We start from the raw sequence: 22,016 nt of genomic DNA on the forward strand, positions 1-22,016 counted from the left end.
CCGTCAGTTATCCCACGCCAGCATGATCTTGCCGATATGCGCGCTGCTTTCCATCAGCGCGTGCGCACGGGCGGCTTCGCGGGCGGGCAGCACGGTGTGGATCACCGGGCGCACCTGGCCGGATTCCAGCAGCGGCCACACTTCGCGGTGCAGCTGGCGGGCCAGTCCGGCCTTGAACGCGACCGGGCGGTTGCGCAGGGTGGAGCCGGTGAGGGTGAGCCGGCGCCGCATCAGCTGGCCGGCATCGATGGTGGCACGACTGCCGCCCATGGTGGCGATCAGCACCAGGCGGCCGCCTTCGGCCAGCGCGTCCAGTTCGCGCGGCACGTAGTCGCCGGCCACGTTGTCGAGGATCACGTCCACGCCACGGTCGCCGGTGGCCTGCTTCACCTCGCTGGCGAAATCCTGCGTGCGGTAATTGATCGCCAACTCCGCACCCAGCCGCTCGCACGCGGCGCACTTCTCCGCGCTGCCGGCGGTGGCGAACACGCGATGGCCGAACGCACGCGCCAGTTGGATCGCGGTGACGCCGATGCCGCCGGAACCGCCCTGCACCAGCAGGCTCTCGTGCGCGCCGCCTTCGCCCTGGCCGAGCCGTCCGCGCACGAACACGTTGCTCCACACGGTGAAGAAATTCTCGGGCAGCGCCGCCGTCTCGATCAGCGAGAGGCCCGCGGGCACCGGCAGGCACTGCGCCAGCGGGGCCACCGCGTATTCCGCGTAGCCGCCGCCCCCGAGCAGGGCGCACACCGCGTCGCCGGGCTGCAAGCCGAATGGGTTGTCACCGCCGAAATCGCCCTCGACCAGGCTGCCGGCCACCTCCAGTCCCGGCAGGTCGGAAGCGCCGGGCGGTGGTGCGTACTTGCCCTGCCGCTGCAGCACGTCCGGCCGGTTCACGCCGGAGGCCACCACCTTGATCAGTACCTCGCCGGTGCCGGGCTTCGGCACCGGCCGCTGGGCGAGCTGCAACACCTCGGGCGCGCCGTGGCGGGTGATCTCGACGGCATGCATGCTGGACATGGCGATTCCTGCGGCGACGAGGTGCTTCAGTGTAGGCGATGACCCGCCGGTGCAAGGGTTGCCTCATTCGGCATCGTGGAAGATCACGCCCAGCACGTGACGTCGCCCCGTGCGCACCGTACTGACGCCGTGGCGCATGCGCACCCTGTGATTTCCGCGCTGGCCGTGCACCGGGCGCTGGTTCACCGCGAAGACCACCGCATCGCCCTGTTGCAGCGGCACCACCCGCACCCGCGACTGCATGCGCGGGCGTTGCTCGGTCAGCACGAACTCGCCACCGTCGAAATCCACGCCCGGCACGGACAGCAGCACCGCCAGTTGCAGCGGAAACACATGCTCGCCGTAGATATCCTGGTGCAGGCAGTTGTAGTCGCCGGCACCGTATTGCAGCAGCAAGGGCGTGGGTCGCCGCTGGCCGGCGGCGTGGCATTGTGCGAGATAGTCCGCGTGAGTGGCGGGATAGCGTGTGGCCAGATTCAGCGCCTCGTTCCAGCGATTGGCCAGCGGAGCAAGATAAGGCCATGCCGCGCGACGCAGCGTTTCCACCAGCATCGGGAGCGGGTAGGCGAAGTAACGGTATTCGCCGCGTCCGAAACCGTGGCGCTCCATCGTCACGCGGCTGCGGAACACGGCATCGTCCAGATACAGCGCGGCCAGTTCGCGGCAGGCGGAAGGTGGCAGCAGCGACGGCAGCCGTGCATGGCCCTGCGTGTCGAGCTCGCCCAACGCGGCGGTCCAGTCGCAGGCGTGCAGGCGCTGCTCCAGGGCAGTCGTGTCGAACGCAGGGGTGCGATTCACTCGGTGTTCTTCATCCGTGGTGGTTCGCGCAGCGTGCCCGGCGATTGCGCCGGGCACACTCCGGATCTTGCGATGCTCAGAGTTTCAGCATCGGCTTGAAACCGCCGAAGATCATCCGCTTGCCGTCGAACGGCATCGACGCCGGCGACATGCCGGACATGCGCGGGTCAGCCAGCACCTTGGCCACCACGCGGTCGCGGTGGCTGCGCGAGCGGTAGCTGACCCACGAGAACACCACCACCTCGTCGGGCTTCAGCTTCACGCTCTGCGGGAACGAGGTGAGTTTGCCGGGCTTCACGTCGTCGGCGACGCACTCGACGATCTCGAGCGCGCCGTGTTCCTTCCAGATGTTGCCCATCTTGCGTGCGAAGCGCCGGTAGGCGGCGAGGTTTGCCTTCGGCACGGGCAACACGAAACCATCGACGTAGTTCATGACTCCTCCACGGGTCGGGATGGAAGCGATTCGCGCGATGCGGCCGTCGGCGGCGCAGCGGCCGAAGCGGGGGCGTTCAAGGCGTATCTCCGCAGCAGGAAGCGGTCGCCGGGACGGGTACGGGCGTCTCGTCATAGCGGTCGTGCAGGCGCTGCCAGTGCATGCCCTTGCCGTCGAGGTCGGGCATGCCGCCCCAGCCCTCGCCGCGCCCGAACGGGGTGAGGTCGAGGTAGTGGTAGGTGGTGAGCAGCGTGTCCAGTCCGCGGGCATAGCTGGAATAGCTGTGGAACACGCGCTCGCCGTCGCGGAGGAACACGCTGATGCCGGGCAGTTCGCCCGCGAGGTTGCCGTGTTCGCCGCGCGCGAGCATCTCGGCCTGGTCGCGGTAGTTGTATTCCACCGGCGCCACCGCTTCGTCCTGGCTGACGTGGAAGTCGTAGTTGAAGTCGCTGCCCCACGACGAATACCACGGCAGCGTCCAGCCCATGCGGGCCTTGTAGCGTTCGAGCTCCGCCAGCGGCGCGCGCGAGACCAGCGCCAGCGTGGTGTCGCGCGCATGCAGGTGGGCGAGGTGGCCGAGGTTGTCCACCAGGAAGGAGCAGCCGGGGCAACCCTCGCCGCGGTCGCGGTGGAACATGAAGTGGTAGACGATCAGCTGGCGCCGCCCCTCGAACAGGCCGAGCAGGGTGGCCTCGCCATCCGGCGTGTCGAACAGGTAGGGCTTCTCTACCGGCACCATGGGCAGCGCGCGGCGCTGCGCGTTCAGCTGGTCCAGCATGCGGGTGGCGGCCTTCTCGGCGGCGAGCAGGTCCTTGCGGGCGGCCAGCCAGGTGTCGCGGCTGGCAATGGCGGGGAGTGTCGGCATCGTGCGTCTCCAGGCTTGGGGTTCCTGAAGACGACGAGCGAAGCGGGCCGAAATCGACATGCCCCGTGATCGCCGGCTGCCTCACGGCAACCGGGTGAAGGTTCAGGCGGCCACGTCCACCAGCACCAGCTCGGCATCCTCCAGCGCGGTGACGCGCAGGCTGCGCTCGTCGCGGATCGCCGCGCCATCGCATGCGTCCAGCGGCACGCCATTCAGTTCCACCTTGCCGCGCGCCGGCACGAGGTAGCCGTAACGGCCCGGCGCCATCGCGTAGTCCGCGCTCTCGCCGGCCTTCAGCGTGGCGCCCAGCACGCGGGCGTCGGTGCGCAGGGGCAGGGCCTCGTCGTCGCCGGGCATGCCGCTGGCCAGTGCCACGAAACGCCCGGCGCGCTCGCCCTTCGGGAAGGGCCGGGTGCCCCAGGACGGCGGCTGGCCGTGCGCGTCGGGGATGATCCAGATCTGGAAGATGCGCGTGGTCTCGTCGTCCAGGTTGTATTCGGCGTGGGTGATGCCGCTGCCCGCGCTCATCACCTGCACGTCGCCGGCCACCGTGCGGCCCTTGTTGCCGAGGCTGTCCTGGTGGCTGATCGCGCCCTCGCGCACGTAGGTGATGATCTCCATGTCCGCGTGCGGATGCGGCGGGAAGCCGGTGTGCGGCGCGATGGTGTCGTCGTTCCACACGCGCAGCGCGCCCCAGCCCATGCGCGACGGCTCGTGGTAGCCGCCGAATGCGAAGTGGTGTTTCGCCTTCAGCCAGCCGTGGTCGGCGCCGCCGAGGCGGTCGAAAGGCCTGCGTTCGATCATGGAAATGCCCTCATGGGTGAATGCGCACAGCATGCGGGCGAACGCGCTGCGGGGGAACCGGCGCGCAGCGAACGGATTGTTTCCTTATGCGGCCACCCGGGCGAACGACAGCGCCAGCCCCACGCAGGCGCCGAGGCAGGTCACCGCCAGCACGGCGCGGAACGCATGCAACAGCCAGCCCCTGCCTGCGCCGCGCACGCCGAGCAGGAAGGCCAGAAGCGCGGCCACGAACAGCGCCGTGCCGACGGCGACCAGCGCGGGTGCGGCCAGCAAGGTGCCGGCGATCACGCCTGCGTTGCCGCCGTTGAACAGCAGCCATTCGGCGGTGCACCAGCGTGTCGTGGGCAGTTGCACCGGCAGCAGGGCCTGGCCCAGCCCCAGCACGCCTTGCGCCACGCCGGCCACCAGCACCAGGTAGGCCACCATCCACACCAGCGGGCGGGTCGGCGCGTGCGCCACCGCTGCCGCCACGAAGCCGGCGATCAGCAACGCGACCAGGGCCGTGAGCAGGAACGGCCGCGCCGCGCCCAGGCGTGTGCGCAGATCGGATGGGAGTGGGGTGTTCATGCGGGTCTTTCCGTCTGCAACGGGTGGTCGCGCTGTGCCGCAACGGGAGCGGCCAGCGCCGCGACCTGCGCATGCCAGCGTTCCAGCGCGGCGGCGTCCTCGTCGTCCACTTCGATGCGCGGAAACCATGCCTGTGCACCGCTGGCTTGCAGCCATGCGTCGAGCGCCCGGCCGAAGCCGCAGAAGTCGTCGTAGCCGCGGTCGCCGAGTGCCAGCAAGCCGTAGCGCAAGTGCGCGAGCGACGCGGTTTGCGCCATCGTCGTGCGGCTGAACGTTGCGGCCATGTCCGGCGGATCGCCGTCATACGTGGTGCTGGCGAGGAACAGCGCCTGGCTGGCGGTTTCCAATATCGACCGGTCCAGTGCCTCGAAATCCGCCACCTGCGACGTGATGCCCGCGGCGCGCAACTGCTCGCGGGTGGCTTCGGCCAGATCCTCGGCCACGCCGGTCTGTGAGGCGCAGGCGATCAGCACCGGGCCCGGCGCGAAGCGCATCCCGGCGACGGGTTCGACCGGCAGTGCCTCGTGGTTGCCGGCTGGTTCGCCAATCAGTTCCTGCCACCACCCGAGTCGAAACATGCCCATGACGCCTGCGCCGCTCCTGCTGCCTGCGATGCATCCTAGCTGTCGGCGTCCGCAGCGCGCTGATGTGGGTCAAGCGTCGCCGTGCTGGAAATCCCGGCCATGCGGCCGCATATTCCGGTGTCAGCCATAGCGCGTGGAGGTTCCCATGGCTACCGGATGGGCCGGCGACGGCGCCGTGCAGGACCAGATCGATGCCACCGTTGCAGACGCGGTGCAGCGCGCCCGCAGCCAGTTGAAGCGGGGGCCAAGCCTCGCCCGCTGCGAGGAATGCGACGCGCCGATTCCCGAGGCGCGCCGCAAGGCCGTGCCCGGCGTGCGGCTGTGCGTGGCCTGCCAGGAGGCGCAGGACGCCGAACGCGCGGCCAACCTCTACAACCGCCGCGGCAGCAAGGACAGCCAGCTGCGCTGAACGCCCGCGCTTGCGCGCATTCATGCAAGGCCCAGCGCGAGTGCGCGACACTTCGATGCTTGGCTCCCCACGAGGCGCGTGATCTTGCCCGATTTCCTTCTTTCCCGCGGCGCGATGTTGCTGGCCGCGGCAGGCTGCGTGCTGGCGATGCCGGCGATGGCGAAATCGTCGCCCGGTTTCGACGGTCCGCTCACCGTGCACCTGCGCAGCGACAGCATCACGCTGCGCATGGCCAAGGCGCCGCAGCTTTACCTGGCCGGCACCATCGACGCCGCCGCAGTGGAGCAGGTGCGGCAGCTGCTGCAGTCGGGCAAGGTGCCGCCGGGCACGGACATCTACCTCGACTCGTCCGCCGGCGATGCCGCCGCGGGCATGGCGCTAGGCAAGCTGTTCCGCGCCGCGCGCTTCAGCACGCATCTGGGCACCTGGCGCACCGGAAGCTGGCGCACGGCGGGGCCGCCGGCGCGCCCGGCCACCTGCCTGGATGCCTGCGCCTACGCCTGGCTGGGCGGCCTGTACCGCTGGTCGCCCAGCGGCACCGACCGCATCGGCCTGCACGAGAATCTGTTGCCGAACCGCGATGCCGCCGCGCCCGGCGCGCCGTCGCCGGCCGATCTGCGCGATTACATCACCGCTATGGACGTGCGCCCGGAGCAGGTCGACCAGGTCAGCGGCCTGGTCGTGAACGGCATCGCCTGGTGGAACACGGAAAAACTGCTGCCCGCGCAGGTGGCGAACAACGGCCGCCTGCCGCTGGCGGCGTCCTACCAGAAGACGCCCGGCGACGCCCCCACCCTGGTGCTCTCGCAGACCGTGCGCGGCCACGAAAGCCAGGTCACCCTGCAATGCGCGCCCGGCGAGGTCACCCTGGGCGCCCGCTACACCGTGGGCAGCGAACGCGCCCCGAACCTGGCCGCGCGCGCGATGTACGCCTACTTCGAGATCGGCGGGCAGGCCTGGCAACCGCGGCTGGGCAAGCGCCCGCAGGCCGACGGTGACGCGCTGGTGTTGGAGCGCCGTATGCCGTTCGCGCAACTCGAGAACATCCTGCACGCCGGCTCGCTGGCCGCCTGGATCGAGATCACCGGCAGCCCGGTGCGGCTGGGCTTCTGGCTCGCACCGTCATCGGCAGAAAAACTCACGCAACCGTTCTTCGCGGATTGCCAAGCATTGCAGCCGGGCTACGTGCCGCCGAAGGCGCCTGCCGAGCAGGCCAAACCGTCGTTCTGGAAGCGGATCACGGGCAAGCTGCGGCACCAGTGATATCGCCTCCCGGTTGACCCGGGCGGCGTGGGCCGCGCACGTCGCGTCGCGTCCATTGCGACGGCGCACCTTAATACTGGCGCGGGCCGCGCCGGTGCATGGCATCATCCGAGGCTGCGTCGACTTCATGCGCCGCGCCGCCGGTGCGTCGGCGCATGCCTGCCACCGAAGGAACCCCGCTTGAACCAGACCTCCCTCTCCGCCCTCATCTGGTCCGTCGCCGACCTGCTGCGCGGCGACTACAAGCAATCCGAATACGGTCGGGTGATCCTGCCGTTCACCGTGCTGCGCCGGCTGGATTGCGTGCTGGCGCCGAGCAAGGCCAGGGTGCTGGCGGAGAAGGCGAAGCGCGAGGCCGCCGGGCTCGATCCCGATCCGTTCCTGCGCCGCGCCTCGGGCCTGAAGTTCTACAACGCCAGCGCGCTGGACCTGCCCACCCTGATGGGCGACCAGGACCACATCGAGGCCAACCTCTACGGCTACGTGCAAGGCTTTTCGCCCGAGGTGCGCGAGATCTTCGAGCGCTTCGACTTCCACGCCCAGGTCAACCGCCTCGCCAAGGCCGACCTGCTGTACCTGGTGGCCGAGAAGTTCGCCAACGTGGACCTGCACCCGGAGCGCGTGGACAACGTGCAGATGGGCCTGGTGTTCGAGGAGCTGATCCGCAAGTTCGCCGAGCTCTCCAACGAAACCGCCGGCGAGCACTTCACCCCGCGCGAAGTGATCCGGCTGATGGTCAACCTGATCTTCATCGAGGACGACGAGGTGCTGGCGCCGGGCAGCCCCGTGGTGCGCACCATCTATGACCCGACGGCCGGCACCGGCGGCATGCTCTCGGTGGCCGCCGAGTTCCTGCACCAGCACAACCCGCAGGCGCGGCTTACCCTGTACGGGCAGGAGTTGAACGACGAGTCCTACGCCATCTGCAAGGCCGACATGCTGATCCGCGGCCAGGACGTGGCCAACATCGTCGCCGGCAACACGCTCAGCGACGACGGCCACGCGCAGCGCAGGTTCGACTACATGCTGTCCAACCCGCCGTTCGGCGTGGAGTGGAAGAAGGTCGAGAAGACCGTGCGCAAGGAGCACGAGGAGAAAGGCTTCGACGGCCGCTTCGGCCCCGGCCTGCCGCGCGTCTCCGACGGCTCCATGCTGTTCCTGCTGCACCTCGTCGCCAAGATGCGCCCCGCCGTGGACGGCGGCAGCCGCTTCGGCATCGTGCTCAACGGCTCGCCGCTGTTCACCGGCGGCGCCGGCAGCGGCGAAAGCGAAATCCGTCGGTATCTCCTGGAAAACGACCTGGTGGAAGCCATCGTGGCCCTGCCCACCGACATGTTCTACAACACCGGCATCGCCACCTACGTGTGGGTGGTCTCCAACAAGAAGCCGGACGAGCGCAAGGGCTTCGTGCAGCTGATCGACGCCGGCAGCTTCTGGCAGAAGATGCGCAAGAGCCTGGGCAGCAAGCGCAAGGAGATGGGCGACGAACACATCGCGGCGGTGACGAAACTGTTCGGCGACTTCGCCGAAGCCGAACTCGCCACCGTGTTCGACGCCGAGGGTAGGGAGCTGGAACGCCGCATCGTCGCCGCCGCCGAATTCGCGCCCGAACCTCCCGCCAGCGGCAAGACGAAGGTGGCACCGCTCGCACGCATCTTCCACAACGAGGAATTCGGCTACACCACCATCACCGTGGAGCGCCCGCTGCGCGACGAAGCCGGCCAGATCGTCCTAGGCCAGAAGGGCAAGCAGAAAGGCCAGCCGCAAGCCGACAGCAGCCTGCGCGACACCGAGAACGTGCCGCTGGGCGAGGACATCACCGCCTACTTCAAGCGCGAAGTGCTGCCGCACGCGCCCGACGCCTGGATCGACGAAGCCAAGAGCAAGGTCGGCTACGAGATCCCGTTCAACCGCCACTTCTACGTGTTCGAGCCACCGCGGGATTTGCACGAGATCGATGAGGAACTGAAGGGCGTGTCGGCGCGGATCATGGCGATGCTGGGGGAGTTGGCGGAATGACAAATTTGTCTGGAACAAATTTGAACAGCCGCCTCGCGGCTGGCCCCGGCAGGGGCGAGGGCAGGGAAAGCCCGAGTAGTTTGCCGAGGTATGCGGAGTACAAGGATAGTGGGGTGGAGTGGCTGGACAAAGTGCCGGCACATTGGGGCGTTTTGCCGTGCCGCGCTGTAGTTGAAGAGAAGAACGAAAAAAATGAAGCTGAAGCTGACCAACGGTATCTGTCACTTATGGCTAATGTCGGCATCATTCCTTACGAGGAGAAGGGGGATGTTGGAAATAAGAAGCCCGAAGATCTGAGCAAATGCAAATTGGTCGCGAAGGGTGATTTGGTCATCAACAGCATGAACTACGGCATCGGCTCCTATGGCTTGTCAGCATTGGATGGCGTTTGTAGCCCCGTCTACATCGTGTTGAGGCCACGCCTCGACAGAATTGAGTCGCGTTTTGCACTACGGGTCTTTGAGAACAAAGCCTTCCAAACGTATGCGCAGTCGTTCGGCAACGGCATCTTGGAGCACCGTGCTGCGATCAACTGGGATATCTTGAAGGTGATCGGGGTGGGCGTTCCTCCGATGGCCGAACAGTTGGAGATCCTAACCTTCCTCGACCGCGAGACCGGCAAGATCGATGCGCTGATTGCCGAGCAGGAAAAGCTGCTGGCGCTGCTGGCCGAAAAGCGCCAGGCCACCATCTCCCACGCCGTCACCCGCGGCCTCAACCCTAATGCTCCGATCAGGGACTCCGGCATTCCTTGGCTGGGCGAGGTGCCGGCGCATTGGGAGGTCACGCGGTTGAAGTTCATCGCGTCCGTACAAACCGGGATCGCGAAGGGCAAGGACACCACCGGAAAAGACACCATTAACGTCCCGTACCTGCGAGTCGCCAACGTCCAGGACGGGCATCTTGCACTGGTTGAAATCGCGACCATCGACATCGAGCCTGATCAGCTTGAGCGCTATCGGCTTCAGCGCGGCGACGTTCTGATGAACGAAGGCGGTGACTTCGACAAGCTGGGGCGCGGCGCGCTGTGGAACGGCGAGATCGATGGCTGTATCCACCAGAACCATGTCTTTGCTGTTCGCCCGCACGGTGTGAGCCCGCAATGGCTCAATCAGGTCACCAGCTCGCAGTACGCCCAGTTCTACTTCATGGGCCGCTCGAAGCAGAGCACCAATCTCGCATCGATTTCATCCACCAACATCATGGAATTGCCGGTGCTGCTTCCACCGGCTGAAGAGCAGGAGGCCATTTTGCGATTTGTCGAAAACGAAACCTCGCGCCTGCATGAGCTTCAGGAAGCTGCGCAACACGCCATCAATCTGCTCAAAGAACGCCGCAGCGCCCTGATCGCCGCCGCCGTCACCGGCAAGATCGACGTGCGCGGACCCATGGAGGCACAAGTAGCATGATGCGCATTGAGGATTTCGTGGTCGATGGAGCAATACCAGATATTGCCTATCGCACGGTGGAGTCGCCCGAGGAGGTGGTTCACCCCCGTGTGGATGTCAGGGATGGACTGCTCATTTTCTACTCGCACAAGGAACGCCATGAGCCTCATCGCGGCTATGTGCTCGTTTCGAAATTTCTTGAACGCTTAGCCCGAGGAGAGGCGGGGCTTGCACTTACCGGAAATCGACCAAGCAACGGTCGCCGCACCACGATCACATTCGACAGAGTCGATCGGATCACCATATCGCCTCGTCTGGAGCAATTTCTTGCCGGGTTGCGTGCGACAGGGCATGTTGCGGTTACCGATGTGACCAATGCTCCTCAAGCAGCGTTCGATGTTGAAGCACGACGCTTTCTCGACGGGTTCATGGCGCCCGGCAATTCTCAGTTCATGCAGTGGTTGCCGAGATACTCGGAAACCTTGGCGCATGTGCGCGAGGTGTTGTCCCGGAAAGCACCCGAAGACCTGTTCGATCTGGTTTGGAAATCCCGTGACAACGCGGTGAGCAATGCCGGGCAGGGTGTCATGGGGTTCGAGATTGCCGACCGGTTGCGTGGCAGGTTGATCGAAGTGATCAGTGACATCGCTGCCGATGGCAGCCCTGCCGCTTTCGACGCGATCATCGATCGATTCGAGCAGTGGCGCGTGCTGGGCGAACTGGCCAGTGTGCCGAGGTTGCTGGTGGCGCGTGCATTCGCTGCGATTCATCCGATGCGATACCACACCACCGTCGATGCATCTAAGCAAGAGCGGATCATTCCATGGTTCGAGGAGCACTCAGGCTTTGTCGCACCGGAAGGTGGCTGGGCCACGAAGGCGGCCGCGTTGTCGGACCATCTCACACGATGCAGTGTCTTCGGCGACGATCTCGAACGGCGCAACATGTTCCCGTGGTTCGTATTCGAGCAACTGCGAGATGCGAGCGGGAAGGTTCCCTTCCGGCCTGGGCATACGCCAAAGCCGGCAATGGGCGAGGCGCGAGGCTTTGCGTCGGTACGGGAAATCGGCTACCGGCACAATGTCATCCAGGATCGTTTATTCGAACTTCTGTGCGCCCGTCATGGCGATGACGCCGTGGGCACCGAGCGGCCGACAGGAACCGGTGGCCGCGCGGATGCCTTGGTGCGCCTGCCCGATGGGAGTTTCGAGTTGTACGAGATCAAGCCGGCCGCGACCGCCGCCGATGCTGTGCGTCAGGCTATGGGGCAGCTGCTTGAATACGCCTATCGCCGTGGTGGACTGCAGCCCGTATCTCTATATGTCGTATCCGATGCGCCGCTCGATGAAATCACTACCGAGTTCCTGTCGCGTCTGAGATCCGAGTTCGCGTTACCGATCGAATACCTGCAGATCGCCTGTGAAGATGGAGACGAGTGATGAGGGAAGATTCATGAGCGATATCCAGCTATTCCGTCTGACCGCCAACGGCGCGACGGAACTGTCCAGCCGTGCCGCATCAGTCGAGAAGCAACTGCAGTCCCTGATCGAGGCACAGATGCCGACCTTCCTCGGCGTGCGTTTTCTTGCCAGCGAATACGCCACCGGCAAGACGCATCGCGGCCGCATTGATTCGCTGGGGCTGGACGAGAACGGTTGCCCGGTGATCATTGAGTACAAGCGCCACAGCAACGAAAACGTGATGAGCCAGGGCCTGTTCTACCTGGACTGGCTGCTGGATCACCGCGCCGAATTCCAGTGGCTTGTGATGGAAAAGCTGGGCAAGGACGTGGCCAGCGACATCGACTGGACCGGCACCCGGCTGCTATGCATCGCGGCCGATTTCACCCGCTACGACCAGTACGCCGTGCAACAGATACCGCGCAATATCGAACTGATCCGCTACAAGCTGTTCGGCGATGACTTGCTGCTGCTCGATCTGGTCAATGCGGTGAGCGTGGACGACGCCACCACGGCCAAGGACCAGGCGGCTGCGGATATCACGCCGGCAAAGCCAAAGGTGGTGGGCAAGGACAAGACCGCCGCGGAACAACTGGAACACGCGCAACCGGAAATCCGCGCCCTGTACGAGGCGCTGTCCAGCCAGTTGCTGGCGCTGGGCGAGGACGTGCAGGAAAAGCACCTGAAACTGTACGTCGCGTTCCGCCGGCTGAAGAACTTCGCCTGCGTGATCCCGTACAAGGACAAGCTGCTGGTGATGCTCAAGCTGGACCCCGATACGGTGGCCCTGGAAGCCGGCTTCAGTCGCGACGTGCGCAACATCGGCACCTGGGGCACGGGCGACCTCGAACTCTGCCTGCGCAACCTGGCCGACTTGCAACATGCCTTGCCGTTGCTGGAGCGGAGCTATGGTGAGGGTTGAAGCGCGGTTGACAATGCTCTTAACAACACGATTGGTGATACGCTTTACCACACTACAGGTTCTTGCCGGAACGCAGCCATGAGTTCGATCAGCGCCAACGAATTGAAGACCCAGGGCATCTCTGCCATCGCCGAGGCGCTGGCCGACGCGCCCGAGGCGATGGTATCGGTGCGCGGCAAGGATCGCTTCGTTGTGATGGACATCGAGCACTACCACTACCTGCGCGAGTGCGAGCTGACCGCCGCCTTGGCTGAGAGCCAGACCGATATCGCCGCCGGCCGCTTCGTGAAGGAGTCGGTCGACGCGCACATGAAGCGTTTGGCCAAGCTGTCGTGAGCTATGTGCTGGTCTTCACCGACCAGTACAACCGCCGCGCGGCGCGCTTCCTCAAGCGCCATCCGCAGGTACGCGAGCAGTACCGCAAGACATTGTTGCTGTTGCAGGCCAACCCGCATCATCCGTCGCTGCGGCTGCATGCGCTGGCCGGCAAGCTGAGCGGGCTGCACTCGGTGTCGATCAATCTGTCGTATCGCATCACGCTGGAACTGGTGATACGCGATCAGCAGATCGTGCCGATCAACGTGGGTGACCACGACGCCGTGTATTGACCGGCGCACTCCTCAGCCGGATCAAGATGGATGACCAGCTTCGCTGTTGTGAAGCTCCTCCCGCCTTCGCGGGAATGACGAGCGGAAAGCGGTTTCGGGTTTCCATGCGCCAGCAGCGGACCCGCTTGGCATCTTTGCCGCCAGCCAGCAGCGCTTGCCGAGTGTTGCCTTTATGGCTACATTCGTTGCCCAATGAGCAACACCTCCGCCCTGATGGACCTGCTGTTCTCCGCCACCCGGCGACGGGTGCTGGCGCAGCTGTTGCTGGAGCCGGAAGTCGCCCTGCATCTGCGTGAACTGGCGCGGCTGACCGGCAGTCATGCCGGCACGCTGGGCCGCGAGCTGGACAAGCTGGCGGAGGTGGGGCTGGTGTCGCGCAGCGAGCTGGGCAACCAGGTGCGCTACCAGGCCAATGTGCATTGCCCGCTGTTCCCCGAACTGGCGGGCATGTTCCGCAAGACGCATGGCATGGTGCCGCTGCTGCGCGAGGCGCTGGCGCCGCTGGCCGGGCAGGTGCGCGTGGCGCTGGTGTTCGGCTCGATGGCGCGCGGCACGCAGGTGGCCGGCAGCGACGTCGACCTGCTGGTGGTGGGCGAGGTGGGTTTCGGCGAACTGGTGCAGGCGCTGTATCCGGTGCAGCAGGTGTTGCAACGTGAGATCAATCCGGTGCTGTACACGCCGGCGGAGTTTCGACGACGGGCGCAGGAGGGCGAGGCGTTCGTTCGCCAGTTCTTCCAGCACCCGAATGTGTTCCTGAGGGGAGACAGGGATGACCTTGCAGAACTTGCTGGCGATCCGGCGGCTGCTGGCGCACGCGCCTGACGCGACTGGGATCCACAAGCTGCTGGAGGCCGCACGGCGCAACCTGGCCGATGCGCGTGTTGCCGAGATCAGCACCGACAATCGCTTCGATGCCGCCTACAAGTGCGTGATGCAGTGCGCGATGCTGGGCCTGTGGGCCAGCGGCTACCGCACCGCGACCAGCCAGCCGGGCCACCACCAGACCGCGATCCAGTGCCTCACGCTGACCATGGGCGTGCCGCTGGCGACGGTGATCGTGCTCGACGCTCTGCGCAAGCAGCGCAACCTGAGCGACTACGAGGGCGATCCGATCTCGGGCGCCGCGCTGGCCTCCTGCCTGGACGAGGCCGGCAAATTGCTGGCGCATACCGAACAATGGCTGCGCGCGCACCACTCCCGACTCCTGGGTGAGGCATGAACCTGCACCGTGAAGTGAATTTCGAGCGCGAGATCTGCGACCACCTCGCCGCCCACGGCTGGCTCTACGCCGAAGGCGACGCGCAACACTACGACCGCACGCATGCGCTGTACCTGCCCGACCTGCTGGCCTGGATCGAGGCGACCCAGCCGGACAGCTGGGAACGCCTGAACCGCACGCACGGCCTCGCCACGGCGGAGCGCCTCGCCGAGCGCGTGCGCAAGAGCCTGGACGAACGCGGCACGCTGGAGGTGCTGCGCCGGGGTGTGGAGATGATCGGGCTGAAGATGCCGCTGGCGCTGGTGCAGTTCCGGCCCGCACTGGCGATGAACCCGGCACTGGAGCAGCGCTACGCCGCCAACCGGCTGCGCGTGGTGCGGCAGGTGAAGCACTCACCGAACCACCCGAACGATGCGCTGGACCTGGTGCTGTTCGTCAACGGCATCGCGGTGGCGACGGCGGAACTGAAATCGGATTTCACGCAGAGCGTGGGCGATGCGGTGGACCAGTACCGCTACGACCGTCACCCGCATCCCAAGGGTGGCGTGGCCGAGCCGCTGCTGGCTTTCCCCGGCGGCGCGCTGGTGCATTTCGCGGCGAGCCAGACCGAGGTGATGATGACGACCCGGCTGCAGGGCGCGGTCACGCGCTTCCTGCCGTTCAACCTGGGCCACGACGGCGGCGCGGGCAATCCGCCCAACCCGGATGGTTTCGCCACCGCCTACCTGTGGGAGCAGGTGTGGGCGCGCGACAGCTGGCTGGAGATCCTGGGCCGCTACCTGATCGGCAAGCGCGACGACAAGAAGCAGCTCACCGGCGTGATCTTTCCGCGCTACCACCAGCTCGACGTCACGCGCCGGCTGGTGGCCGACGTGCGCGCGAACGGGGCGGGGCAGCGGTATCTCATCCAGCATTCGGCCGGTTCGGGCAAGACCAATTCCATCGCCTGGGCCGCGCATTTCCTCGCCGACCTGCACGATGCGACGCATGCCAAGCTGTTCGACAGCGTGCTGGTGGTGTCCGACCGCAACGTGCTCGACGCGCAGCTGCAGGAGGCGATCTTCGATTTCGAGCGCACCGCCGGCGTGGTGGAGACCATCACCAGCGAGCGCGGCAGCAAGAGCGCGCAACTGGGACAGGCGCTGAAGGACGGCAAGAAGATCATCGTCTGCACCATCCAGACCTTTCCGTTCGCGCTGGAGGAAGTGCAGAAACTGGCGGCCACCGAAGGCAAGCGTTTCGCGGTGATCGCCGACGAGGCGCACAGCTCGCAGACCGGCGAGGCGGCGGCCAAGCTCAAGCAGTTGCTGAGCGCCGAGGAGTGGGCCGAGCTGCAGGACGGCGGCGAGGTGGACACCGAGACGCTGATGGCCGCGAACATGGCGGCCCGCGCCGGCGGCCAGCAGGGCCTGACCTACGTGGCCTTCACCGCCACGCCGAAGGCCAAGACGCTGGAGCTGTTCGGCCGGCCGGGGCCGGATGGCCTGCCGCAGCCGTTCCACGTGTATTCGATGCGCCAGGCGATCGAGGAGGGCTTCATCCTCGACGTGCTGCGCAACTACACGCCGTACCAGCTGGCGTTCAAGCTGGCCCACGAAGGCCGGGAGGTCGACCAGGCCGAGGTCGAACGCAGCGCGGCGATGAAGGGGATCATGCAGTGGGTGCGCCTGCACCCGTACAACATCGTGGCCAAGGTGCAGATCGTGGTGGAGCATTACCGCGAGCACGTGCAGCCGCTGCTGGATGGCAAGGCCAAGGCGATGGTGGTGGTCGGCAGCCGCAAGGAGGCGGTGCGCTGGCAGAAGGCGATACGCGAGTACATCGCGCGGCAGCACTATCCGCTCGGCGTGCTGGTGGCGTTCTCGGGCGAGGTGAGCGACCCGGAGAGCTTCCCCGCGCCGATGACCGAGACCAGTGCGGACCTCAATCCCGGGCTCAAGGGCCGCGACATCCGTGATGCCTTCGCCCAGCCGGAGTACCACCTGCTGCTGGTAGCCAACAAGTTCCAGACCGGTTTCGACCAGCCGCTGCTGTGCGGCATGTACGTGGACAAGCTGCTCGGCGGCATCCAGGCGGTGCAGACGCTGTCGCGGCTCAACCGTGCATACCCGGGCAAGGACACCACCTACATCCTGGACTTCGTCAACGAGGCGGTGGAGATACTCAAGGCGTTCAGGACCTACTACGCCACCGCCGAGCTGGAAGCCGCCACCGACCCGCACCTGGTGTTCGACCTGCGCGCCAAGCTCGACGCCAGCGGTCACTACGACGATTTCGAGGTGGAACGCGTGGCGAAGATCGAGACCGATCCGCGTGCCACGCAGGCGCAGCTCAGCGCGGCGATGGCGCCGGTGGCCGACCGCCTGCTGAAGCGTTACCGCGCCGCGCAACTGGCGCGTGCCGCGGCGCTGGAAGGAGGCGACGATGCGGTCGCCCAGGGACAGAAGGACGTGATGGACGCGCTGCAGCTGTTCAAGGGTGATATGGGCGCCTACGTGCGCCTGTACGCCTTCCTGTCGCAGATGTTCGACTACGGCAACACCGACATCGAGAAGCGTTTCATCTTCTACAAGCGGCTGATCCCGCTCCTGGAGTTCGGCCGCGAGCGCGAGACGGTGGATCTGTCGAAAGTGGTGCTTACCCATCACACCTTGCGCAACGCTGGACGCCAGCCGATGAACCTGCACGACGACGGCAAGGGCGACTACAAGCTGCCGCCGCTGGATGCCGTGGGGAGTGGTTCGGTGCAGGAAAAGGAGAAGGCCTATCTCACCGAGATCATCGAGCGGGTCAACGGCCTGTTCGAGGGGCAGCTCAGCGATGGCGACCAGCTCGTCTACGTGAACGGCGTGCTCAAGGGCAAGCTGCTGGAGAACGAAACCCTGGTGCAGCAGGCTGGCAGCAACAGCAAGGAGCAGTTCGCCAATTCGCCCGACCTGCGCGATGCGCTGCTGCACGCGATCATGGACGCGCTGGAAGCGCACTCGGCGATGAGCAGCCAGGCGCTGGGTTCCGAACGGGTGCGCGACGGGCTCAAGGACATCCTGCTCGGGCCCGGGCAGCTCTACGAATCGTTGCGCGCGCGTGCGGAGGATCGCCCGGCTGTACCCTGAGCGCCGGTTCGGGTTCGTCATCGCACATTCGGCGGGTTATCTTGCGACCCACACTTTCGGGGGAAAGGGATGACCATGCAGCGCTGGCTGATTGCCGCCGTCGTGACTTGTATCGCTGCCGCAGGCTGCAGCGACCCGTCCAGGGAAACCGCCGCGCACGAACCTCGCCCGCCACAGGCTGGCCAGCCGGTGAGTCCGCTGGCGACCGCGCGGCACATGGCCGCCATCGAGGCGGCGGCCGTCACCGGCAATCAGCGCGTGGTGCAGCGGCATCTTGAAGGCATGTCCAACGACATGCTGCGTTCGATGCGCGTGGCCGATCCGTCGCGCCCCGTCGGACACGAATCGGCTCGTGCCGTCGTTGCCAGGGTGCCCGGCGTGCGCTCCAGCGCTTGGGTGGACGGCCACAACCTGATGGTGCTGGTCGACGGCGCCCGCTATCGCAGCATGGCGATGATCGACCGCTTGTGCGTCGCGATGGAGCCGCTGGGCGACACGCTCGCCGTCACCGTCAACCTGCAGGACGTCACCGCGACCACCTCGGCCGGCGCCGATACCTTGTCGCGCAACTGCCAGCTGCCGATGGGCGAGCAGCCGCTGATGCAGTCGCGGCGGCAGATGGACGTGCTCGACCCCGAACTGCGCCGGGCGTTCGAGGCGCAGCAGGCGCATCGCGGCTGAGCGCAAGCTGCAAACGACGACGGCGCCGCATTGCTGCGGCGTCGTCGGTATTTCGGGCGGAAGTCACTGGATGCCAGCCTGCGCTGGCATGACGGCAAAACTCACAGCGCCTCGAACACGCCCGCCGCACCCATGCCGGTACCGATGCACATGGTCACCATGCCGTACTTCTGCTTACGGCGGCGCATGCCGTGCAGCAGGGTGGCGATGCGCACGGCGCCGGTGGCGCCCAGCGGGTGGCCCAGCGCGATGGCGCCGCCCAGCGGGTTGACCTTGGCGGGGTCGAGCTTGAGGTCGCCGATCACCGCCAGCGCCTGTGCGGCGAAAGCTTCGTTGAGCTCGATCCAGTCGAGCTGGTCCTGGCTGATGCCGGTCTGCTTGAGCGCCTTGGGAATCGCTTCCCTGGGGCCGATGCCCATGATCTCGGGCTTGACGCCGGCCACCGAGAAGCCGACGAAGCGCCCCAACGGCGTGAGGTTGTACTTCTTCAGCGCGGCCTCGCTGGCGAGCAGCACGGCGCCGGCGCCATCGGACATCTGCGAGGAGTTGCCGGCGGTGACGCTGCCGCCGAACTGGCCGTTGCGGAACACGGTCTTGAGCTTGGCCAGCACTTCCAGTGTGGTGCCGGCGCGCGGGCCTTCGTCGTTGGCGATGCTGCGGCTGTCGGTCTTGATGCCGCGGCTGGCGAGGTCGGGATAACGGTCATCGAGCTGGAACGGGGTGATCTCGTCCTTGAACTCGCCGGCGGCCTGGGCGGCCAGCGCGCGACGGTGGCTTTCTACCGAGAACGCGTCCTGCGCCTCGCGGCTCACCTTCCATTGCTTGGCCACGTTTTCGGCGGTGATGCCCATGCCGTAGGCGATGCCGATGTGCTCGTTGCTGAAGATCGCGGGGTTCATCGCGATCTTGTGGCCCATCATCGGCACCATGCTCATGCTCTCGGTGCCGCCGGCGAGCATGAGGTCGGCCTCGCCCAGACGGATGCGGTCGGCGGCCATCGCCACCGACTGCAGGCCCGACGAGCAGAAGCGGTTGACCGTGACGCCGGGTACGGTGTCGGGCAGGCCGGCCAGCAGCAGGCCGATGCGCGCCACGTTCATGCCTTGCTCGGCCTCGGGCATCGCGCAGCCGATGATGACGTCGGCGATCTCGTGCGCATCGATGCCCGGCGCCTGCGCCAGCACGGCGCGGATCACGTGGGCGAGCATGTCGTCCGGGCGGGTGTTGCGAAACACGCCGCGCGGCGCCTTGCCCACCGGAGTGCGGGTGGCGGCGACGATGTAGGCGTCTTGGATTTGCTTGCTCATGGCTCTTGCTCCGTGGCGTCGCGCTCGATAGCGGCGACGCGCTTCAGTTTTTGATCGTCATCCCTGCGCAGGCAGGGATCCAGTGTCGTTGACGTAAACCAAAGTCGCTGGGTCCCGGCCTACGCCGGGACGACGAGCGTTCAGTTGCGCAGCGGCTTGCCGGTGGTCATGGTGTGTGCAATGCGCGCCTGGGTCTTCTCGGTCTTGGCCAGTTCCACGAAATGCTTGCGCTCCAGCGCCAGCAACCATTCCTCGTCCACCAGCGAGCCGCGTTCGATGTTGCCGCCGCACAAGGTGTCGGCGATGCGGGTGGCGATCGCCACGTCGTGCTCGGAGGCGAAGTAGCCGGCCTGCAGATTCGCCAGCGAAGCCTGGAAGGTGGCGCGGCCCACGTCGCCGGCGACCGGGATGGCGCGCTGGTACAGCGGCGGGCGCCAGCCGGATTCGGCCAGCGAAAGCGCGACCTTCTTCGCCACGTAGAGCAGCTCGTAGGCGTTGAACACCACCACGTCGCTGTCGCGCAGCAGGCCCATGTTCTTCGCCTCGATCGCGCTAGGCGAGACCTTGGCCATCGCCACCGTCTCGAACACCTTCTTCAGCGCCTCGAACGGGTCTGCCGGGTTGGCGTGCGCGGCGCGCACGGCCAGTTCGTGCAGGCCGCCACCGGCGGGCAGCAAGCCCACGCCGGCCTCGACCAGGCCGATGTAGCTTTCCAGCGCGGCCACGGTGCGCGCGGAGTGCATCTGGAATTCGCAGCCGCCGCCCAGGGCGAGGCCACGCACGGCGGCCACTACCGGCACCAACGAATGCTTGATGCGCATGCTGGTGCGCTGGAAGTTCGCGACCATCTTCTCGAAGTCGTCGAACCGGCCGGCCTGCAGCAGGCCCAGCGCACCCTTGAGGTCGGCGCCGGCGGAGAACGGCTCGCCGGTCTGCCAGATCACGACCGCCTTCAATTTTTCCTCGGCGATGCCGATCGCGTGCTGGATGCCGTCCAGCACCTGGTCGTTGACCGTGTGCATCTTGGTCTTGAACGAGATGATGCCCACGCCGTCGTCGCCCAGCGTCCACAGGCGCACGCCGTCGTTCTCCCACACGGTGCTGCCCTGGTCGAACTGCTCGCCCAGGATGGGATCGGGGAACAGCTGGCGCGCGTAGACCGGATGCGCGGAGCGCGGCTTGTCGGCGTTGGCGCTGGCCGAGTACGAACCGGCCTTGCCGTGCACGCCGCTGCGGCCGTCCAGTACCCACGCGGGCAGCGGCGCCTTGCTCATGGCCTTGCCGGCGGCGATGTCTTCCTGCACCCATGTCGCGACCTGTTGCCAGCCGGCGGCCTGCCAGGTCTCGAACGGGCCCAGCTTCCAGCCGTAGCCCCAGCGGATCGCGAAGTCCACGTCGCGCGCCGTATCCGCGATATCAGCAAGATGATAGGCGGTGTAGTGGAACAGGTCGCGGAACGTGGCCCACAGGAACTGCGCCTGTGGGTCGCTGGACGCGCGCAGCTTGGCGAACTTCTCGGCGGGGTTCCTGATCGCGAGGATCGCGGCGACTTCATCCGAGGCCTTCTGCTCGGACGGGCGGTAGTCCTGCTTGGCCACGTCGAGCACCACGATGTCCTTGCCGGCCTTGCGGTAGAAACCCGCACCGTTCTTCTGGCCCAGCGCGCCCTTCTCGATCAGGGCGGACAGCCAGATCGGCGCCTTGAAGTATTCGCGCCAAGGGTCGTTCGGCAAGGTGTCGGCCATGGTCTTGATGACGTGCGCCATGGTGTCCAGGCCCACCACGTCGGCGGTGCGGTAGGTGGCGCTCTTGGGGCGGCCAACGGCAGGACCGGTGAGCGCGTCGACCACGTCGAAGCCCAGGCCGAACTGCTCGGTGTGGTGCATGGTGGCCAGCATCGAGAACACCCCGATGCGGTTGCCGATGAAGTTCGGCGTGTCGCGGGCGATCACCACGCCCTTGCCCACGGTGGTGACGAGGAAGGCTTCCAGGCCTTCGACCACCTTGGCATCGGTGAGCCGGGTCGGGATCAGTTCGACCAGATGCATGTAGCGCGGCGGGTTGAAGAAATGCACGCCGCAGAAGCGGTGGCGCATCTCTTCCGGCAATACCTCGGCCAAGCCGTTGATCGACAGGCCCGAGGTGTTCGAGGCCAGCACCGCGGTGGGCGAGACGTGCGGGGCGATCTTCTTGTAGAGGTCCAGCTTCCAGTCCATCCGTTCGGCGATCGCCTCGATCACCAGGTCGACGTCCTTGAGGTGGTCCATGTCCTCGTCGTAGTTCGCCGGGATGATCGCGCTGGCGAGGTCCTTGTCGGCCAGCGGCGCGGGCGACAGTTTGGCCAGGTTGGCGATGGCCTTGAGCGCGATGCCGCTCTTCGGGCCTTCCTTCGCGGGCAGGTCGAACAGCACGGTCTCGACGCCGGCGTTGGTCAGGTGCGCGGCGATCTGCGCGCCCATGACGCCGGCGCCCAGCACGGCGGCCTTGCGGATGCGCAGCGTCGGGGTGGTGGTGGATGGAGCGGTCATTGGATTCTCCGGGTTGATGCGGACACGT

The 22,016-nt window shown here is 66.4% G+C and carries 21 protein-coding genes; 12 read left to right on the top strand and 9 right to left on the bottom strand.

The window, feature by feature from the left end; genetic code table 11:
- Positions 1 to 3: 3 nt before the first annotated feature.
- The 7 genes from AB7878_RS17245 to AB7878_RS17275 all read right to left on the bottom strand — a co-directional run bounded on the left by AB7878_RS17245 (position 4) and on the right by AB7878_RS17275 (position 5,065).
- Positions 4 to 1,011 carry an NAD(P)H-quinone oxidoreductase gene (locus AB7878_RS17245; protein ID WP_439653831.1) on the bottom strand — a complete coding sequence of 336 codons (1,008 nt, stop codon included), beginning with the start codon at positions 1,009 to 1,011 and terminating at the stop codon, positions 4 to 6.
- Between the two features lie 72 nt (positions 1,012 to 1,083).
- Complete coding sequence (locus tag AB7878_RS17250) at positions 1,084 to 1,818, bottom strand: 2OG-Fe(II) oxygenase (RefSeq protein WP_369495533.1); 735 nt, start codon at positions 1,816 to 1,818, stop codon at positions 1,084 to 1,086.
- 76 nt (positions 1,819 to 1,894) lie between these two features.
- A complete protein-coding gene (locus tag AB7878_RS17255) occupies positions 1,895 to 2,251 on the bottom strand; it encodes a DUF1428 domain-containing protein (protein WP_369495534.1) in 357 nt (118 codons plus the stop codon).
- 76 nt (positions 2,252 to 2,327) lie between these two features.
- On the bottom strand, positions 2,328 to 3,116 hold the full coding sequence (locus tag AB7878_RS17260) for a DUF899 domain-containing protein (protein WP_369495535.1): 789 nt from the start codon (positions 3,114 to 3,116) through the stop codon (positions 2,328 to 2,330).
- Positions 3,117 to 3,218: 102 nt separating this feature from the next.
- The gene (locus AB7878_RS17265) at positions 3,219 to 3,920 is read right to left on the bottom strand and encodes a pirin family protein (RefSeq protein WP_369495536.1); all 702 of its coding nucleotides are present in this window, start codon (positions 3,918 to 3,920) and stop codon (positions 3,219 to 3,221) included.
- A gap of 84 nt (positions 3,921 to 4,004) precedes the next feature.
- Positions 4,005 to 4,487: a hypothetical protein gene (locus AB7878_RS17270; protein ID WP_369495537.1), complete on the bottom strand. Its 483-nt coding sequence runs from the start codon at positions 4,485 to 4,487 to the stop codon at positions 4,005 to 4,007.
- Positions 4,484 to 5,065: a flavodoxin domain-containing protein gene (locus AB7878_RS17275; RefSeq protein ID WP_369495538.1), complete on the bottom strand. Its 582-nt coding sequence runs from the start codon at positions 5,063 to 5,065 to the stop codon at positions 4,484 to 4,486. Before AB7878_RS17275 ends, AB7878_RS17270 begins: the two co-directional genes overlap by 4 nt.
- Before the next feature lie 151 nt (positions 5,066 to 5,216).
- Here AB7878_RS17275 and AB7878_RS17280 point away from each other — a divergent pair, with 151 nt between their 5' ends.
- The 12 genes from AB7878_RS17280 to AB7878_RS17335 all read left to right on the top strand — a co-directional run bounded on the left by AB7878_RS17280 (position 5,217) and on the right by AB7878_RS17335 (position 18,153).
- Positions 5,217 to 5,480 carry a DksA/TraR family C4-type zinc finger protein gene (locus tag AB7878_RS17280; RefSeq protein WP_369495539.1) on the top strand — a complete coding sequence of 88 codons (264 nt, stop codon included), beginning with the start codon at positions 5,217 to 5,219 and terminating at the stop codon, positions 5,478 to 5,480.
- 78 nt (positions 5,481 to 5,558) lie between these two features.
- Positions 5,559 to 6,743, top strand: a complete 1,185-nt coding sequence (locus AB7878_RS17285) for a hypothetical protein (protein ID WP_369495540.1) — start codon at positions 5,559 to 5,561, stop codon at positions 6,741 to 6,743.
- Between the two features lie 180 nt (positions 6,744 to 6,923).
- Positions 6,924 to 8,762: a type I restriction-modification system subunit M gene (locus AB7878_RS17290; RefSeq protein ID WP_369495541.1), complete on the top strand. Its 1,839-nt coding sequence runs from the start codon at positions 6,924 to 6,926 to the stop codon at positions 8,760 to 8,762.
- A gap of 113 nt (positions 8,763 to 8,875) precedes the next feature.
- Positions 8,876 to 10,171: a restriction endonuclease subunit S gene (locus tag AB7878_RS17295; RefSeq protein WP_369495542.1), complete on the top strand. Its 1,296-nt coding sequence runs from the start codon at positions 8,876 to 8,878 to the stop codon at positions 10,169 to 10,171.
- Complete coding sequence (locus tag AB7878_RS17300; protein ID WP_369495543.1) at positions 10,168 to 11,589, top strand: hypothetical protein; 1,422 nt, start codon at positions 10,168 to 10,170, stop codon at positions 11,587 to 11,589. Before AB7878_RS17295 ends, AB7878_RS17300 begins: the two co-directional genes overlap by 4 nt.
- Before the next feature lie 13 nt (positions 11,590 to 11,602).
- On the top strand, positions 11,603 to 12,532 hold the full coding sequence (locus AB7878_RS17305) for a DUF5655 domain-containing protein (protein WP_369495544.1): 930 nt from the start codon (positions 11,603 to 11,605) through the stop codon (positions 12,530 to 12,532).
- A 78-nt stretch (positions 12,533 to 12,610) separates the two neighbouring features.
- Positions 12,611 to 12,868, top strand: a complete 258-nt coding sequence (locus AB7878_RS17310; protein WP_369495545.1) for a hypothetical protein — start codon at positions 12,611 to 12,613, stop codon at positions 12,866 to 12,868.
- Complete coding sequence (locus tag AB7878_RS17315; RefSeq protein ID WP_369495546.1) at positions 12,865 to 13,140, top strand: type II toxin-antitoxin system RelE/ParE family toxin; 276 nt, start codon at positions 12,865 to 12,867, stop codon at positions 13,138 to 13,140. Before AB7878_RS17310 ends, AB7878_RS17315 begins: the two co-directional genes overlap by 4 nt.
- Positions 13,141 to 13,332: 192 nt before the next feature.
- Positions 13,333 to 13,962, top strand: coding sequence for a nucleotidyltransferase domain-containing protein (locus tag AB7878_RS17320; RefSeq protein ID WP_369495547.1), 630 nt, complete (start codon positions 13,333 to 13,335; stop codon positions 13,960 to 13,962).
- Positions 13,910 to 14,359 (top strand): DNA-binding protein, encoded by a 450-nt coding sequence (locus AB7878_RS17325; RefSeq protein ID WP_369495548.1) that lies wholly within the window; start codon positions 13,910 to 13,912, stop codon positions 14,357 to 14,359. Before AB7878_RS17320 ends, AB7878_RS17325 begins: the two co-directional genes overlap by 53 nt.
- Positions 14,356 to 17,472, top strand: a complete 3,117-nt coding sequence (locus tag AB7878_RS17330) for a type I restriction endonuclease subunit R (RefSeq protein WP_369495549.1) — start codon at positions 14,356 to 14,358, stop codon at positions 17,470 to 17,472. The genes AB7878_RS17325 and AB7878_RS17330 overlap by 4 nt, the downstream gene beginning before the upstream one ends.
- Positions 17,473 to 17,547: 75 nt before the next feature.
- On the top strand, positions 17,548 to 18,153 hold the full coding sequence (locus AB7878_RS17335; protein ID WP_369495550.1) for a hypothetical protein: 606 nt from the start codon (positions 17,548 to 17,550) through the stop codon (positions 18,151 to 18,153).
- Positions 18,154 to 18,254: 101 nt separating this feature from the next.
- Here the strand turns inward: AB7878_RS17335 and AB7878_RS17340 are convergent, their stop codons facing one another.
- Entirely contained in the window at positions 18,255 to 19,460 is a 1,206-nt protein-coding gene (locus AB7878_RS17340; protein ID WP_369495551.1) for an acetyl-CoA C-acyltransferase, read from the bottom strand.
- Between the two features lie 140 nt (positions 19,461 to 19,600).
- Positions 19,601 to 21,988, bottom strand: coding sequence for a 3-hydroxyacyl-CoA dehydrogenase/enoyl-CoA hydratase family protein (locus AB7878_RS17345; protein ID WP_369495552.1), 2,388 nt, complete (start codon positions 21,986 to 21,988; stop codon positions 19,601 to 19,603).
- Positions 21,989 to 22,016: the final 28 nt, after the last annotated feature.

Source organism: Rhodanobacter humi (assembly GCF_041107455.1).
Lineage (GTDB): Bacteria > Pseudomonadota > Gammaproteobacteria > Xanthomonadales > Rhodanobacteraceae > Rhodanobacter_A.